This is a genomic window from Rhodoblastus sp. (genome assembly GCF_019449565.1).
Classification (GTDB): Bacteria; Pseudomonadota; Alphaproteobacteria; order Rhizobiales; family Beijerinckiaceae; genus Rhodoblastus.
Window position 1 is genome coordinate 1 of record NZ_JAGRPM010000049.1, and the last position, 15682, is coordinate 15682.

Genomic DNA, 15682 nt, shown 5'->3' on the forward strand with positions numbered 1-15682 from the left:
ACGGCGAAACATCATCAATCCTGACCTGCGGCGGCAAACTGCAAGTGGCCGGCTTCAAATCGGAACGCTGGCCGGCTTCAGATCGGAATAGGTGGCCGGCTTCCTATTGGAATGCGTGGCCGGCTTCGTCGGAATCCGCAAACGGCATCCAAAGCGTTTCAACCGCTTTTCGGGCGTCGTCGTGGCCGGCACCGGATTTAGGCGCGGCGTCGCTGTTGACCATATTCAGCAGCAAGCCGCTCTGCTCGTCGAAACCGTCATCGGCGAGTATGTGCCCCGTCTTCGGGTCGATGGTCGGCGCATCGATAACAGCGCGCAAATTCGGGAGGCCGCGCTCGCCCTCGGAGCGAACGATCATCTGCGCAAGCCACATGGGAACGCCCCGCGGGGCTTCGACGATTTCGCCGCTTTTTTTCATCTTGTAGCTTACAAAGCGGGCATTGCGGGCCAAGTTGAGCTTCATCCAGTCGGCGCAGACCGGAATGATTTTGTTGCCGAGGACACGAACAAGGCCGCCGCGCTCATAAAGCGCGCCATCGAGACGAAGCAGCTCGGTCGCTTTCTCAAACGTCGACGCTTCCTCGTCGGCAATCAACGCAATCGTGCGGCGAGCGCGAACGAGCGTGAAACGGTGATCGCCGTGGGCGTAGGATTTGAGGTACGGGCGGGCTTTCGCGCGCAGATTGAGCCAGCCGACGGCGCGCCCGCCGTCATAGTCCGGCTCCAACGGGTCCAGCGTTTTGCGGTTGTGATACTTGGTCGGCGCGTCGAGAATCTCGCCCACGGTGACACGCCTGCCGTCATCGAGCACGATCTCGTAGTCGCCAAAGAGTCGCCCTTCCTCGATCGCCGCGCGACACGTTTCCTCGTAGCTAGCAATGCGCTGGTCGCGCTTGGCCTCATCCGGCTCGTCGAGCGTGGCGCCAAACTCGCCGACGCGTTTGGCGATCCAGTCCTCGCGGGCCGCGCCGGCCGCGCCCTCCATTTCCTTGCGGGCCTCGGCCTTGATTTCCTCAAGGCGTTTGTGCTCTTCGCCGCTCAAGTTCGGAAGCGCCGCCACGGTGTCGAGAAATTCTGCGTAAGGATTGAAAACTTCAGGCGCGGGAAGGCGCTGCTCCAGGCCTTCGCCGCACGCCGCGCCGCCTGCGAAATCAAGCCGCTCAGGCTGGTACACCGCGCCGTCGATCAGTGTGCGGTCGAGCAGCGCGCCGCTTTTGGAGACGGCGTAGTAGCCATGTCCGTCCAGCCAAAGCCGCGCCTGAAGCACCTTGGAGGCACGTTCAATGTCGCGGCCGTCTTTCACTGCGACATAGATGCGCCGGCCGCGCGCTCCGCGCAGTTCCGCGCCGTCACTCTTGCGATAGACACATGACGACGCTGAAGGGCGGGTGACATGCGGCGCGTCGCGCAGCGGCGGGGCAGCCTCGAACAGGCGTTCAAGCAATTCGCCGCCGGTCAGCGGTTCGCTGGTCGCGGTAGGGTCATAGTCGCACATCAGAAACGCTGGCCCGGCAGGCCAAGACACGCAATCGCGCGTGCGCGTCACTATGGGACCGGGGCCTTTGTGGCATTCGGCCTTTTCTTTGCTCAGAACGGTGGCGTTGTCGTGCTCGAACAGGCCGAACATGAGCGCATGATTCGGCTTCAGTCCTGAAAGCAGCGCGGCAAACTCGGACATATCGGCGATGCGCCTGGTTTCCGAGAAGCCCTCGCTGAGATTGCCGCCGTTTTTCCTTGCGAGCGAGCCATCGGCCGCCAGCGAGAACGACTTCGACAAGACGCGCGGTTGCAGAGACGCGATGATGGTGAGCGAGAGGTCAGACATTTTCGCTGATCTTCCTCTGGCGCATGGCGACGGCGCGGATTTCCGTGACGGCGACGCGGAGTTCGGCGAGCGCGGCCCGTAATTCGGCCATGACAGCCTCGAGCGCGGCCAGCGGGAGCGGCGGGATGGCGGGGGCGGGGTCACGCATGGCAATCACCCATTTCGCCGCGCATTTCTTCCGCAACGACTTCGGGCGAAGCGTTGTCAATGACGTCGACGAGGAAGAGCTGGCCGATAACGCTCGCGACGATCCCCGCGCCTTCGTCGAGAGACAGGCCGGACTCGACGAGGGCGATGCAGATGTCGGCCGCGTCGTCGAAGTGCAACGGCACCTTGGAGCCATCACAGTCATGCGGCTTGGCGGGCTCGAAGATCGCCATCGCCTGGAGCCACAGCTTGCGGAGGTCCGCACCTTCGCGCTCCATCGCGTCGGCGACGATGTGCCTCACGATCTTGCGAAAGCGAGTGGTGCGGATGTGTTTTACAGCGACGATCGCAGCCTCGAAAAGCTCGTCCGGCGTCGGCGCTAGGTCTTGATTTTTGGGGGGATTCGGGCGAGAGCACATGTGTCGATTCCTTGGCGGGGTTGGCAATCAGAGATAACGCCGCTCGGTTCCAGCCGAGCGGCGTTTCTCGTTTCAGGCGGCAAGGCGCGCGATTTCGGCGGCGCTCAGAAAGCTCCGGCCACCAATTTTTGTGATGTTGATTTTGCCCTTCGCGGCGAGGCGATAAATCGTCGCCAGGGAAATGCCGCCGAGCATTTGGCTGGCTTCGCGAAGGGGATATGCCGCGCGAACTTGCGGCGGCGTGGGATTGGTGTCGGTTTGAATTTTGTCGTACATGGCCGTCTCTCGTTCGTTGAGGACGGCTGATTCGCCGTCCAACTCAGGACAGCTCTCTAATAAGCACACTAACTCAGGCGTGTAGTCATCCGCAAACATGCTTGGTTTGCGCGGACAGATTAGTCTCTGATCGCCTCTAAATATTCACGAAACTCTTTTGCAATTTTATAGGCCTTCGTGCGGTCCCAACCTAGGCCGCCCTGCCATTCTTGCAGTTGAACCTTTTCTCTCGCTCGATTAACATCTTGCCATTCACTATAATATGCGTCGTAAAATGTTATAAAATCGTCATATGGTTTATTATCATTCTCCTTCTTATATCCCTGACGCCGCGATAACGTGGCCCTGTAAGGCAATTTGCTTTCGGTGGGATTGAAAAGGTCAGCGAGCCATTTTGCGCCAGCCTCGTCGATGCCGTCGCGCAGACGCTCGGCGATCATTTTTGCCAGGCCGTCGAAGTCGTCCTCGTCGCGCCGATTGAACTGCTCGAAGAGCATGTCGTCAGGAAATTTCATCATCGTCACCTATGAAACGTGACACGCGGGGCGGCGAATGCTGAGTCCCGCGTGAATTAATTGGATGGAGGGCGAGGTCAGGCTCCGCCAGTCATTTGCTGAAGCTCTCGCGCAGCCGCCTCGCGCCGGCCGTCGATCCATGCCGCCAAATCGTTGATGTGGACGCCACGCGCCGCCCGCTGGCTGGCTTCGATGCGGACGAGGGGCATTTTGACCTCGCCGCCGTCAATCTTGGTGGCGAGCTTCTGCGGCGTCAGGCGCGTGAAATAATCGGCGCACACGCGATCGAGCGGGATGACCGGCATCCCATCATATCTGGCGAGTAGCATGAATGCCGTTTTCATTGGGCCGTCTCGTCGCGAGGCTCTACACTTTTGATGTCTTCAATGGCGTCGATAGGAACGCTAAGCGTCTCGCCGCCCTCCACGACGGTGAAAGTCGCGCGGTCGGCCCCAAAATCATATTCGCCGGATCGCACACGAATCGTAATAAGGCGATCTTTCATCGGAAAGTTTCCGACGTTATTATTTTTAGGCATGCTGGGAACCGTTTCTTCTCACGTGTAGGCCGGAACGAGGCGGTGCAACGCCTCGCCCGGCCGACTATCAGGCGGCTGGATTGCCGCTAGATTTCTTGAATTTCACCACATTGCCGCCCGCCGCTGGCTCGCACCATGCGGCCCAGGCATCCATGAGCGCCCGACGCTTTTCGAGCGCGTCAGATCGGCGGTAGGCGCGCTCAACGTCGTTGCCGATGAGGTGCGCCAGCGCCGCTTCCGCGACCTCGCGGGGAAACGCCGTTTCGTTGCCGGCCCAGTCGCGGAACGCGCTGCGGAATCCGTGGACAGTGACGCCTTTGATCCCCATGCGCCGCAAGACCATGACCATCGCCATATTGGACAGTGGGGATTTGTCCTTCTGGCCAGCAAAGACGAGATCGCCCTGCTTGGCTTCGGCCAGATGCTCCAGAATCGTCACGGCGCGAGGCGAAAGCGGAACTCGATGCTCTTTGCCAGCCTTCATTCTGTCCGCCGGCACAGCCCAGACCTTTTCTTTCAGATCAATTTCGGACCATCGCGCCCCGAGAATTTCGCCGGAGCGAGCGGCCGTCAGAATGCAAAGCTCAAGGGCTAAAGCCGCCCCTGCTTCTCGTTCGCGCAGCTTCGCCACGAATTTTGGTAGGTCAGCATAAGGCATTGCCGCATGATGGCCGCGATAGAGCTTCTTGCGCTTCGGTAAAAGGTGCGAAAGATGGCCACGCCAAGTGGCCGGATTTTCGCCAGATCGGAATCCCTGCGCCTTGGCCGCGTCGAGAACGGCCTCGATCCGGCCGCGCAGCCGGGAGGCTGTCTCCGGTTTTTCGGACCATAGCGGTTTGAGCACTTCGAGAACGGCGGCCGTATCCACTTCATCGACCGGCCGCGTGCGGAGTGTCGCCGCATAGACTTCTAGCGTGTGACGCCACTGCCAGCGGTGCTTTTCATTCCGCCATTGGCTTTCCTTCGCGGCAATCAGCTCGTCGGCGATAGAGCCGAAGGTCGGCTTTGTGGCCAGTTCATCGCGCGCCAGATCGCGCGCGGCGATAGGGTCTTTGCCCTCGCGAATCATGCGCTCCGCTTCGTCGCGCGCCTCGCGCGCTTTCGCGAGGGGGGTCACCAGTTTGTTTTCTGATCGAGAAACGACCGCTGCGCTCCCCAAGCCCATTTCACGGCGCTTGCCGTTCCACTGGAATAGGAAAAGCCAGCGGCGACGCAAAGCCTCGCCCTGGCCGTCAATGACGAGATAGAGCGACCCGCCGTCCGAATGACGACCGGGGGCTGTCAGGGTCACAGCCTGCTTCGCTGTCAATTTATTTCGCGCCCTCGCCATCGCCGCATCCGAGTTTAGGCCCCACTATTGGCCCCACTAACTGCGTGCGATTGTATGCGACTGCGCGAGGCATGAAAAGACGGTGTGAGAAAAATATATAAGGAATATCAGTTATTAATGCGTCGGAAATATTCCGATTGAGAGATGCTGATCCAGTGGTGTGGTGGACCTCAGCTCCACCAATTCACCCAAATTACGCAGGTTATTCTCGTCCAGCCTGTTGTCCTGATCTAGCTTTGTCCGCAGGATAGCGCGGGGCGTCGGGCTGGTCCGAAGCCCGCAAGTCTTGCAGGACAGCTCATGCGCCGATTGGCCGTCTTCACCCTGATCGCGCTGAGCCTTTGCGCGCCCGCCGCCGGGCAATCGAGCGACGAGGCCCTGAAATCCGCCCTGCAAAAGGCGCTCGACGCCTATGTGACGGCGCGGGGAGATCCGGAGCACATTTCCGCCGCCTCTCTGAGCGTCAGTCTGAAGGGCGCCGATGAAGCGATCAACCTTGCGGCCGGAACGGTGAAATATCCCGACGCGGGCGCGAAGGTCACGCCGGCCGATCTGTTCGAGATCGGCAGCATCACGAAATCCTTCACCTCGGTTGCCATCCTGCAGCTCGAAGCCGCGGGGAAACTGACGATCGAGGACAAGCTTGGCCAGTGGCTGCCGCAATATCCCGAATGGAAGGACGTTACGATCCACCGCTTGCTCGACATGACGAGCCCCATTCCCGGCTATGACAATCAGCCCTCCGTCGCCAGGATCATGGGCGAAGATCCCGGGCGCAGGTTCACGCCGCAGGAACTGGTCGCCTCGGTTTACCCGCGCAATGGCGAGCCGAAGCCGGTCAGCGGCTGGACCTATTCGAACACCAATTACCTCCTGGCCCAGATGATCGTCGAAAAGGCCGGCGGCAGGCCCTATGCCGAGGTCGTGCGCGACCTGGCCGAACAGCTCGGGCTAAAAAACACCTATTACGAACAAAATCTCTATCCGGCGGCGATCACGGACCGCATGGTCTCGGGCTATTTTTTCAACCACGATCCCGACGACAAATGGCTCGCGCCGCTGCTCGGGCGCGACGTCAAAAACGACAGCGTCTCCTGGATGCAGGGCGCCGGCGGCATCGTCGCGTCGATGGAAGACGTCTCGCGCTGGGCGCGCGCGCTCTATGAAGGACCGCTGCTGGCCGACAAGCAGCGCCGCGAACTCATGACACTCGTCTCCGACAAGACCGGCGAGCCGATCGCCGCCCCTTCAGAAGAAAATCCGGGCGCGTTCGGTCTTGGCGTCGGCGCGGGCTACCGCCCGGCGCTTGGCGCCTATTGGTATTATCAGGGAATGACGCTGGGCTATCGCGTGCTCTACGCTTTTTTCCCCGCCAATGGCGCGGTCATCGTGGTGGGCCTCAACAGCCAGCCCGACGACAAGCAGAACAAGAACGGCGCGCTGCTGGAAGAGGTCTATGGCGTCCTGCGCAAGGCGGGCAAGATCTAGGATAGCGCCTCGGGGCGACAAGCCGAGAACGCGGCGATGCGGTCTCCCAAGGTCAATTTGATCAGGTCTCGACGGTCTGGGCGATGACGGGTTGTCCGCGCGTTTCGCGGCTCCACTGAAAGGACCGGCCATATCGGGTCAAGGGTTCCTCGATCAAGCGGGTCATGCCCCATCCCACGAGAACGCAAACGGGCAGGGCGGCGAAGGTGACCGCCCATTGCGCCGGGGTCGCCAGATCGGGATTGGTCCCGAGGATCAGGCCATGCATCAGCCCCAGCACGGGAAGGTGGGTGAGATAGAGGCAATAGCCGTTGTTGCCGAAGAATTGCAGCGTTTTCGACGTCATGCGATTGCCGATCGGCAAATTGCCGATGACGCATAAAATGACGCCAGACGCGGCAAGCGCAAGAAATGTCGGCCGCGCGACTTCGAACAACCGTTGATCCCACAGCTTTAATGCGACGATCGCCAGAAGGCCCACGGTTGGGATCAGGGGAATATATTTGCCCCAGGCGTCCCATTTGATCCAGTTTTCCCGAACCGCGATGGAGGTCAATATCCCGAGCGCCAAAGTGTCCGAAAGAGCGAAAATCAGAGTGTGGCCTGCGGTGCGGGTCAGCCACCCGAAATAGAACACGCCTATCCTCATGCCCAGCGCGAGGGCGCAAGACGCTAACAGCGCCGGGACCAGCCAGCGGCGGGGCGTGAAGACGAGAATCGCCGGGGCCGCCAGATAGAAATGCTCTTCGACCGCCAGGGTCCATGTGGGCGCCAGCCAATGCGCTCCCATGCTGTCCTTTGCGGCCATGGCGAAATTCTGGACGAAGAGAAGATAGGACCACAGAGGCAATTCGACGTTGGCGTCCCGCCACGGCGCCTGCACCGTCAGCAGGATCGCCGAAACGACGATGACGGTGAGAAAATAGGGGGGCAAGATCCGGCAGGCGCGTCTGGCATAGAAGACCCAGAAGAAATTCGCTCGGTCCTTGCGGTCGAGAATAAGCCTCCCGATCAGGAAGCCGCTCAGGACGAAGAAGCCTCCGACAGCCACCCATCCATACATGGCGGCGGGAAGTCCGAGCGGGACCTCGCCAAAATAGTGCGAAAGGATCACCATGAGCGTCAGGACGCCCCGGAAGCCATCGAGCCCGACAATGCGCCGTTCAATCTGGGTGTTCAATTCGGCCCCCGCTGCGAAGATCGCTTCTGACTCATTCGCGCGACCGTCAGCCTCGGGCGGCTTCCGTTTGCCGGGCGCGGCTCGGGCGTCTTGTTCGCCTGTCCGATGTGACAGGCGCGCACGGGCAGGTTCTCGTCCCCGATCCGCCGAGGCGATATCTGGGCCTGTGACCCCGCAATATTCTTAAGCGCGAGGTGTAAATCTTGATTTAAGGCCGCTCTGCCCCGTTCAAAACGGTTTTTGAGCGCTGTGCGCCATATTTGCGGCTCAAGTTTGTGCGTATCATTCAATATTGGGCTGAATTTTGATCGCGGAGGTTGGACCTTGAGCGACAAACTCCTTTCTCCCGTACAATGCCGCATGGCGCGGGCCGGTCTTGGACTCACGGCGGGGGCTTTGGCCGAGCGCGCCCATGTCTCCAAAGTGACTCTTTCCGATTTCGAACTGGGCAAACGTTCGCCGATGCCGCGCACGATCGCGGCGATCCGCACGGCGCTCGAACAAGCGGGCATGGAATTCATCGACGCCAATGGCGGCGGGGCAGGGGTGCGGCTGAGGGCGCCCGCATCGGACGCGATCATCTCGCTGGAAGACCTGAGCGCGGAAAACGACAACTAACCGCCGCAAGGTTTTGACCGCCCGCTGATGCGCAAGGAGCGATAGAAGTCGCGACGAGGGGGGCAAAATGACGACGATCCGGCAATTGCTAGACGAAAAAGGCGGCGATCTGGTCACCATCGGCCCGGACGCAAAGGTATTCGACGCCATCAAGGCCATGGCCGACCGCAATATCGGCGCACTGGTCGTTGTGGAGGGCGGCCGGATGGTCGGGCTCATCACGGAGCGGATTTACGCGCGCGAGGTCGTGCTGAAGGGCCGGACCTCGCCGACCACGCTGGTTCGCGAGGTGATGGCGAGCGATGTGCCCTACGCCCGGCCAGAGCAATCGGTCGAGGAAAGCATGGCGGTGATGACGCGCACGCGCTTCCGCCATCTGCCCGTCTTCGAGCGTGGCGAATTGATCGGGCTCATTTCGATGGGCGATCTCGTCAACGCCATCATCGGCCATCAGGAATTCACCATCGAGCAATTGCTGCACTACATTCAGCGCTAGCTTCGATGCGACGCACCCAAGGCGGGCGCGCGCCAGCGCACCACGCCCAGCCCCAGCAGCGCGAGGGCGGTGAAGCCCGCGCCTGCGAGAAAGGTCGCCTGCGCCCCGGCCGCGTCCCATAGCGCCCCGGCCAGCACACTGGCCGCCAACAGGGCCAGTCCGCCGAGCAAGTTGAAAAGGCCAAACGCTGCGCCGCGCAGTTCAGCCGGGGCGGTGTCTGCGACAAGCGTGGCGAGCAACCCCTGCGTCAGGCCCATATGCAGCCCCCACAGGATAATGCCGATCGTCACGCCCAAAAGCCCGTCCGAAAACGCCAGCCAGACATCCGCCGCGATCAGCAGGGCGAAGCCGATCAGCAGCACGTTGATGCGGTTGGTCCGGTCGGACAACACGCCCGCCGGAAAAGCCGCGAGGGCGTAAACCACATTCATGACCACGAGCACCATCGGGATCAGGGCGAGGGGCAGGCCAACCATCTTCGCCCGCAGCACGAGAAACGCCTCGCTGAACCGCGCCAGGGCGAACAGCGTCGCCACCGCCACCACCAGCCAATAGCTCGGTCCGAGCTTTCGCAGCTCGTGCAAGCCGAGCGGAAAGCGAATCTTGCGTTGGCCGGCAGGGCGCTCCGGCTCATGCACGGCGAGCATCAGCAGGCCGACCGATAGGAAGGCCGGAATGACCGCCATCCAGAACACCGCCGTGAAGCTGCCGCCGGTGATCGCCATCAGCGCGATGGCGAGAGCTGGCCCGAGAAAGGCGCCGACGGTGTCCAGCGACTGACGCAGGCCGAAACTCGCGCCGCGCAGATGGGCGGGCGCGATGTCCGCGACCAGCGCGTCGCGCGGCGCGCCGCGAATTCCCTTGCCGATGCGGTCGACGAAACGCGCCGCGACCACCCATCCGATGGTTCCGGCCAGCGGAAAGACCGGCTTGGTGATCGCGGCGAGACCATAGCCAATCACGGCGAGCAACTTGCGCTTGCCGAGCCAGTCGGAGATCGCGCCAGAGAAAATCTTGACGATCGAGGCCGTGGCTTCGGCGATCCCCTCGATGAGTCCCACAGCCGCCATCGACGCGCCCATGGCCGTCACGAGATAGACCGGCAGCAGCGCGTGAATCATTTCCGATGAAACATCCATCAGCAGCGAGACGAAGCCGAGCGCCCAAATGCCGGAGGGGATCTCCTTCAAACGCGCGAGGCCGCGCGCCACTGCCCCGGCCGGCTTCAAGGCTTTGCCGCCGCCGCGCCGTCGAGATATTCGATCGCCTTTTGCAGCGCCTGAAGATCCTGCGGACGGGAGAGGCGATGGTCGCCGTCCTTGACGAGGGTGATGGTCGCCGGGTCCGAGGCGAGGCTCTCGACGAGACGCATGGCGTGGCGCCAGGGAACATCCGGGTCCGCCATGCCCTGCAGGATCGACACCGGGCAATAAGTGCGGATTTTGCCGCCGAGCAGACTATTGGCCTTTCCGTCCTCGAACAGGGAGCGGGTCAGGGGATAGCCCTCGCCATAGTCGTTGGCCGGGCGCATCCAGACGCCCTCGCTTTCAATGGTCCGGCGCACGGCTGCCGGCAATTGCGGCCAGATCAGCGCCTCGGTGAAGTCCACCGCCGGCGCGATCAGGACCATGCCGGCGAGGCGGTCGGCTTCGCCGGCCTGCGCCAGCGCGCGGGCGAGCAGGAGCGCGATCCAGCCCCCCATTGAGGAGCCGACCACGATCTGCGGTCCTTTCGTGAGGGCGCGAAAGATGGCGAGCGCCTGTTCCGCCCATAGGCCGATGGTGGCGTCGGCGAAGTCGCCTTCCGATTCGCCATGGCCGGAATAATCGAAGCGCAGGCAGGCGCGGCCCTGAGTCTCGGCCAGCGAATCGAGGAATTGGGCCTTGGTTCCGCGCATGTCCGAGCGAAAGCCGCCAAGCCAGACCAATCCAGGCGCGGCGTTTTCCCGGCGTGGCGGGCGGGCGAGCCAGGCGAGGCGCGGCGCGTCGGGGCCGGTGGAGAAAAAGCCGGTTTTTTGCGGGGCGGCGGCTTCTTGTGGGGCGATATGCGTCATTTCGCGAAGGGTCCGCGTCAGGTTCATGTCTCCGCGCCGGTCGGCGCGGAGATCATTCGGTCATTTTTCAAAGCCCGATGATATAGAGTGCCGATAATGATTCGTCGTTTGTAATGCGGGAGCCGGCATGACGCCATGGGGCGTGGAAGGCGAGGTTGACAGCCAGGCCCTGTTCGGCCGCACGATACTCCAGATCGTTCCGGCGCTCGACGCCAGCGCGCTCGCCTGCGTCGAGGTCGCGGCGAGCCTAGCGGAGGCCGGCGCGCGCGCCCTGGTTGCCGGCGCGCCCGGGCGGCTGGCGAGCGAGTTGCAGGCGCGCGGCGGCATTTTCGTTCCCATCGCGGCGGCGACGCTCAATCCCTGGCGCTCCTGGCTCAACCGGAGGAAGCTGGCGCGTCTGGCGCTGCGCGAAGGCGTCGAGCTGATCCATGTTCATGCCGGCGCCAGCGCGCGCGCCGCGCTCCATGCGGCGAAACAGGCGCGTGTCCCTCTGGTGGCCGATTACGAGCCGGGGCAGGATTCCGCCGCGCTCGACGCCAATTCGCTGATTTTCTACTCGCGCGCCGAAATGGAAGAGGCGGTCGCGCGCCAGCCGAACCTGGCCGCGAGGGCCTTTCGCGGCTTGCGCGGAGTGGACCTGCGCCAGTTTTCGTCCGAGGCGGTCGATTGCGCGCGCGTTCGCCGCTTGCGCGATGCGCTGGGCGTGAAGCCGCATGTCAGGCTGGTCATCGCCGTCGGCCTGCCACCGGAACGCCGCCAGATGTTTCTCGCCGCGGCGGCCCAGCTCAAGGCCAAGGGCTTTTTCGGCAATGAGACGCAGGACGCCCGTTTCATCTGGCTGCGGGGCGAGGGCGAAGAGGCCTCCGACGCCTTCGACGCCGAGGTCGCGCGACTTGGCCTTGGCGGCTATGTGTTGCAAAGCGACTGGCCGGACCGCGCCGCCGCCTGCCTTGCGGCGGCCCTCGTGGTCGCGCCTGCGGGCGCGCCGACGCTGTGCATCGAGGCCCAGGCGCTTGGCGCCCCTCTCGCGGTCTTGCAGACGTCCGGCGGGGCGGGCGTGGTCGAAGAAATTTGCGCGCCGCCGCAGGTTGAGCCGGCGCAGCGAACGGGCTGGCTGATTCCGCCGGGACCGCCTGCGGGCCTCATCCGCGCGGTCGAGGACGCCACGCGGCTTGGCGCGACGGCGCGGGAAAACCTCGTCCATCACGCCCGCGCCCACGCCCGGAACTTCTCGTCGGAGCGCATGAACGCCTTGACGCTCGCCATCTACGCCCGACACTTCGGCGCGGGCGAGTAGGCGGGGCGGCAAGAGCGTGATTTTGAGGGGGATTTACGCCTGATTCGCGCGACAACAGCAATTGTGCAATTGACTTTACTGCGCTTTATCACAATTTAGGCTATGGTTGGTCCCCGCGATCTCGGTCGCGGGGGTTTTTGCCGTAGCTGTCATTTTCCCAAGTTCCGAGAGGAACGCCGACCGCGCCAAACGCGCGGCCGCTTGCTCAGTTTCCGGTCTTGACCTCATTTCCCGGTCTTCTGACCCTTTCCAAGGAGAACACGCCATTCGCCGTCCCATGAAAGCCCCCCCGGTTCCGCAGAAGGAGGGACCTCGCACCAACCGGGAGATTCGAGTCCGCGAGGTTCAGCTGATCGATTCGGAAGGCCAGAATCGCGGCGTCGTCGATATTGCCGAAGCCTTGAGCCTGTCCGAGGAGCAGGGCCTCGACCTGGTCGAGATCGTGCCCAACGCCGAACCGCCGGTCTGCAAGATCCTCGATTACGGCAAATATCGTTTCACCGAGCAGAAGAAGGCCGCCGAGGCCCGCAAGCGGCAGAAGATCGTCGAGATCAAGGAAATCAAGCTCCGTCCGGGCATTGACGACCATGACTACGACACCAAGATGAAGGCCGTCCGTCGCTTCTTCGAAGAAGGCGACAAGGTCAAGTTCGTCCTGCGCTTCCGTGGCCGCGAAATGGCCCATCAGGAACTCGGCTTCAAGGTTCTGGAGCGCGTCAAGGCGGAAACCCTCGGCCTTGCCAAGATCGAGCTGGAGCCTTCGATGGAAGGCCGCCAGATGATCATGATCCTGGCGCCAAAATAAACGCCTGAAAGCCCTTTCCGCTCAGGTGCTTGCGTGAGCTGCGCCGTTGGTTCATCCTGTCCGTCCGGCTGCTTCGGGCCGCCGGACGGGGGAAACCATGACGCAGACAATTGCGCAAGAAAAAATCGATCCGGCGCGGCTCAAGGCCATCGTCGTCGGCTCGCTCGGCAATCTCGTCGAATATTACGACTTTTACGTCTACGCCGCCTTCTCGCTCTATTTCGCGCCCTCCTTCTTTCCCGGCACGGACCCGATCGCGCAGATGCTGGCCTCGGCGGGCGTTTTCGCGCTCGGCTTCTTCATGCGCCCGGTTGGTGGCTGGCTGTTCGGCTATATCGGCGACCAATATGGCCGGCGCATCTCGCTGATGCTATCGGTCCTGATGATGTGCGGCGGCTCGCTGGTGATCGCGCTGACCCCCGTCTATGCCCAGATCGGGGTCTGGGCGCCGGTAATGCTCGTGATGGCCCGCCTCGTTCAGGGCCTGAGTCTTGGCGGCGAATATGGCGCCAGCGCAACCTATGTCGCGGAAATGGGCGATTCCGGCCGGCGCGGCTTCTACTCAAGCTTTCTCTATGTAACGCTGATCGGCGGCCAGCTCGGCGCGCTCGCTGTCTTGCTGATCCTGCAAAATCTCGTGCTGACGCCGGAGCAATTGCGCGCCTTCGGCTGGCGCATTCCCTTCTTCATCGGGGCGGCCCTCGCGCTATTCGCGCTGTGGATGCGGCGCGATCTCGAAGAAACCCAGGCCTTCCAGAACGCCAAGGCGAAGGGCCACGAGACGGGGCTGCGGGCGCTCTGGTCGCATCGCCGCGAAGTGCTGATCGTCATCGGCCTCACCATGGGCGGCACGCTCGCCTTCTATGTCTATACAATCTACATGCAGAAATTCCTGAAGCTGACCGTGGGGCTGACGGATGCGCAAAGCACCTGGGTCAGCGCCGCTTCGCTGATCTTCGCGCTGTGCCTGCAGCCGATCTATGGCGCACTCTCGGACCGCGTCGGCCGCCGCCCGGTCCTCCTCGCCTTCGGCATTCTGGGCACGTTCGGCACGGTTCCGCTGATGACGGCCTTGTCGCATGCGAAGGGGCCCTGGGAGGCCTTTTTCTTTGTCGCCATCGGTTGGATCATGACCGCGCCCTATACGTCGATCAACGCGGTGGTGAAGGCCGAACTTTTTCCGGCCGCCCTGCGCGCGACCGGCGTCGGCCTGCCCTATGCTTTGGCGGTGTCCTTCTTCGGCGGCACGGCGGAATATATCGCGCTCTGGTTCAAGCAGCAGGGCATGGAGAGCGGCTTCTATTATTACGCCAGCGGCGTCATTTTTTGCTCGCTGCTGGTCTATTTCTTCCTGCCCGATACGAAGAAGACCTCCGTGCTCGACCGTGAGGCGATGGAGGTGCTGGAATAGGCGGAGGGGGCGTCAGCCAAAGACCTCAGCCAAGACCGCCGCCGGTTTCCTCGGTCCAGCGCATCCACGCCCAGCGCAAGCCCAGGACGAGGATTGAGCCCAGAAAGGCGGCGAGGAGGTCGCGCGCCGAAATGGACACCTTGTCCAGGTTGGGCAGGAGGTTCAGCAATTCGAAAAATGCGCCGCCGACAATGGCGCCGGCGCAGCCCAGCGCCAGATTGGAGAACAGGCCGAAGCCGGCCCTTTGCCAGGTGATGAGGCGGCCGGCCAAAGTGCCGCCGATCAGGCCGACGACGATCCAGGTGACGAGATTGGCGAGCGTGAACATGGCGGCTTCCTCAACTTGACCCCGGCGGTCGGTCCATCATGGCCATCGCCTTGGCTTCGTCAATGTGGCGCGGGCCGTCTCGATGAAGCGCCGCGCTTTATTGGGACCGTCATGCCCCTTGCCAAAACCGCCCTTTTGCCCTTATAAGCGCCGCTTCGATCCGCCCGGCCAGTTAGGGCTGCCGTGGCGGGTTGTTTCGCTCGTTCAAGAGACGAAGGGCCGCAAGGCCGCAGCGCGGCAGGTCGAAAGATCTTACGCCGCCAGACTAAGAGAGAGCAAAATGCCCAAGTTGAAGACCAAGTCCGGCGCGAAAAAGCGCTTCAAGATCACCGGCACCGGCAAGGTGGTTTACGCCCAGCGCGGCAAGCGCCACGGCATGATCAAACGCACGAACAAGCAGATCCGGAACCTTCGCGGCACCAACGTCATGTTCAAGACGGATGGCGACAACGTGAAGAAGTATTTCCTGCCCAACGGCTGAGCCTTCCCAGCCTTTCTGCTCATTTCAACGTTTTCGGAGATCATCCATGGCTCGCGTCAAACGCGGCGTCACTTCGCACGCCAAGCACAAGAAAGTTTTCAAGGCCGCCAAGGGCTTCTATGGCCGCCGCAAGAACACCATCCGCGCCGCCAAGGCCGCCGTCGACAAGTCGATGCAATATGCGACCCGCGACCGCCGCGCCAAGAAGCGCACAATGCGCGCCCTGTGGATCCAGCGCCTCAACGCCGCCGTGCGTGAATTCGGCCTGACCTACAGCCGCTTCATCGACGGTCTCGCCAAGTCGGGCGTCGAAGTTGACCGCAAGGTTCTGTCGGAACTGGCCATTTCCGAGCCGGCCGCCTTCAAGGCGATCGTCGAAAAGGCCAAGGCCGCGCTGCCGGCCGCCGCCTGAGGCGCCAAGCGTCTTCCTTTCAAAGCCCGCCAGCGATGGCGGGCTTTTTTGCTTTGCCTTGCC

The 15682-nt window shown here is 62.6% G+C and carries 20 protein-coding genes; 8 read left to right on the forward strand and 12 right to left on the reverse strand.

Annotated elements, in window-relative coordinates:
- Positions 1-103: 103 nt before the first annotated feature.
- The 8 genes from QZ409_RS12040 to QZ409_RS12075 form a co-directional block, all read right to left on the reverse strand.
- A complete protein-coding gene (locus QZ409_RS12040; protein ID WP_296711336.1) occupies positions 104-1627 on the reverse strand; it encodes a hypothetical protein in 1524 nt (507 codons plus the stop codon).
- A 190-nt stretch (positions 1628-1817) separates the two neighbouring features.
- Complete coding sequence (locus tag QZ409_RS12045; protein WP_296711340.1) at positions 1818-1973, reverse strand: hypothetical protein; 156 nt, start codon at positions 1971-1973, stop codon at positions 1818-1820.
- A complete protein-coding gene (locus tag QZ409_RS12050) occupies positions 1966-2391 on the reverse strand; it encodes a hypothetical protein (RefSeq protein WP_296711343.1) in 426 nt (141 codons plus the stop codon). Before QZ409_RS12050 ends, QZ409_RS12045 begins: the two co-directional genes overlap by 8 nt.
- A gap of 72 nt (positions 2392-2463) precedes the next feature.
- The gene (locus QZ409_RS12055; RefSeq protein ID WP_296711347.1) at positions 2464-2766 is read right to left on the reverse strand and encodes a hypothetical protein; all 303 of its coding nucleotides are present in this window, start codon (positions 2764-2766) and stop codon (positions 2464-2466) included.
- Between the two features lie 20 nt (positions 2767-2786).
- Complete coding sequence (locus QZ409_RS12060; protein WP_296711350.1) at positions 2787-3182, reverse strand: hypothetical protein; 396 nt, start codon at positions 3180-3182, stop codon at positions 2787-2789.
- A gap of 77 nt (positions 3183-3259) precedes the next feature.
- Positions 3260-3526 (reverse strand): pyocin activator PrtN family protein, encoded by a 267-nt coding sequence (locus QZ409_RS12065; protein WP_296711353.1) that lies wholly within the window; start codon positions 3524-3526, stop codon positions 3260-3262.
- Positions 3523-3687 carry a hypothetical protein gene (locus tag QZ409_RS12070; protein WP_296711356.1) on the reverse strand — a complete coding sequence of 55 codons (165 nt, stop codon included), beginning with the start codon at positions 3685-3687 and terminating at the stop codon, positions 3523-3525. Before QZ409_RS12070 ends, QZ409_RS12065 begins: the two co-directional genes overlap by 4 nt.
- 100 nt (positions 3688-3787) lie before the next feature.
- Complete coding sequence (locus QZ409_RS12075) at positions 3788-5050, reverse strand: site-specific integrase (protein WP_296711359.1); 1263 nt, start codon at positions 5048-5050, stop codon at positions 3788-3790.
- Between the two features lie 300 nt (positions 5051-5350).
- Between QZ409_RS12075 and QZ409_RS12080 the strand changes: the two genes are divergently transcribed.
- A complete protein-coding gene (locus QZ409_RS12080) occupies positions 5351-6538 on the forward strand; it encodes a serine hydrolase domain-containing protein (RefSeq protein ID WP_296711360.1) in 1188 nt (395 codons plus the stop codon).
- Positions 6539-6599: 61 nt separating this feature from the next.
- Here QZ409_RS12080 and QZ409_RS12085 read toward each other — a convergent pair whose 3' ends face one another.
- Positions 6600-7718, reverse strand: coding sequence for an acyltransferase (locus tag QZ409_RS12085; RefSeq protein ID WP_296711363.1), 1119 nt, complete (start codon positions 7716-7718; stop codon positions 6600-6602).
- Between the two features lie 324 nt (positions 7719-8042).
- On the opposite strand from QZ409_RS12085, the gene QZ409_RS12090 reads away from it, so the two are divergent.
- Both QZ409_RS12090 and QZ409_RS12095 read left to right on the forward strand, forming a co-directional pair.
- Positions 8043-8336, forward strand: coding sequence for a helix-turn-helix transcriptional regulator (locus QZ409_RS12090; protein WP_296711366.1), 294 nt, complete (start codon positions 8043-8045; stop codon positions 8334-8336).
- Positions 8337-8403: 67 nt separating this feature from the next.
- Positions 8404-8832: a CBS domain-containing protein gene (locus QZ409_RS12095; RefSeq protein ID WP_296711369.1), complete on the forward strand. Its 429-nt coding sequence runs from the start codon at positions 8404-8406 to the stop codon at positions 8830-8832.
- Here QZ409_RS12095 and QZ409_RS12100 read toward each other — a convergent pair.
- Both QZ409_RS12100 and QZ409_RS12105 read right to left on the reverse strand, forming a co-directional pair.
- Positions 8829-10061, reverse strand: a complete 1233-nt coding sequence (locus QZ409_RS12100; RefSeq protein WP_296711371.1) for an MFS transporter — start codon at positions 10059-10061, stop codon at positions 8829-8831. The genes QZ409_RS12095 and QZ409_RS12100 overlap by 4 nt on opposite strands.
- Positions 10058-10885 (reverse strand): alpha/beta hydrolase, encoded by an 828-nt coding sequence (locus QZ409_RS12105; RefSeq protein WP_296711492.1) that lies wholly within the window; start codon positions 10883-10885, stop codon positions 10058-10060. Before QZ409_RS12105 ends, QZ409_RS12100 begins: the two co-directional genes overlap by 4 nt.
- Before the next feature lie 127 nt (positions 10886-11012).
- Here QZ409_RS12105 and QZ409_RS12110 point away from each other — a divergent pair, with 127 nt between their 5' ends.
- The 3 genes from QZ409_RS12110 to QZ409_RS12120 all read left to right on the forward strand — a co-directional run bounded on the left by QZ409_RS12110 (position 11013) and on the right by QZ409_RS12120 (position 14398).
- On the forward strand, positions 11013-12182 hold the full coding sequence (locus QZ409_RS12110) for a glycosyltransferase (protein ID WP_296711373.1): 1170 nt from the start codon (positions 11013-11015) through the stop codon (positions 12180-12182).
- Positions 12183-12459: 277 nt separating this feature from the next.
- Positions 12460-12987 (forward strand): translation initiation factor IF-3, encoded by a 528-nt coding sequence (infC, locus tag QZ409_RS12115; RefSeq protein ID WP_296711374.1) that lies wholly within the window; start codon positions 12460-12462, stop codon positions 12985-12987.
- 97 nt (positions 12988-13084) lie between these two features.
- Positions 13085-14398, forward strand: coding sequence for an MFS transporter (locus QZ409_RS12120; RefSeq protein ID WP_296711377.1), 1314 nt, complete (start codon positions 13085-13087; stop codon positions 14396-14398).
- A gap of 25 nt (positions 14399-14423) precedes the next feature.
- Here the strand turns inward: QZ409_RS12120 and QZ409_RS12125 are convergent, their stop codons facing one another.
- Complete coding sequence (locus QZ409_RS12125) at positions 14424-14726, reverse strand: GlsB/YeaQ/YmgE family stress response membrane protein (RefSeq protein ID WP_296711381.1); 303 nt, start codon at positions 14724-14726, stop codon at positions 14424-14426.
- Between the two features lie 280 nt (positions 14727-15006).
- On the opposite strand from QZ409_RS12125, the gene rpmI reads away from it, so the two are divergent.
- The gene (gene rpmI, locus QZ409_RS12130) at positions 15007-15207 is read left to right on the forward strand and encodes a 50S ribosomal protein L35 (RefSeq protein WP_283367086.1); all 201 of its coding nucleotides are present in this window, start codon (positions 15007-15009) and stop codon (positions 15205-15207) included.
- Between the two features lie 46 nt (positions 15208-15253).
- Positions 15254-15619: a 50S ribosomal protein L20 gene (rplT, locus tag QZ409_RS12135; protein WP_296711388.1), complete on the forward strand. Its 366-nt coding sequence runs from the start codon at positions 15254-15256 to the stop codon at positions 15617-15619.
- Positions 15620-15682: the final 63 nt, after the last annotated feature.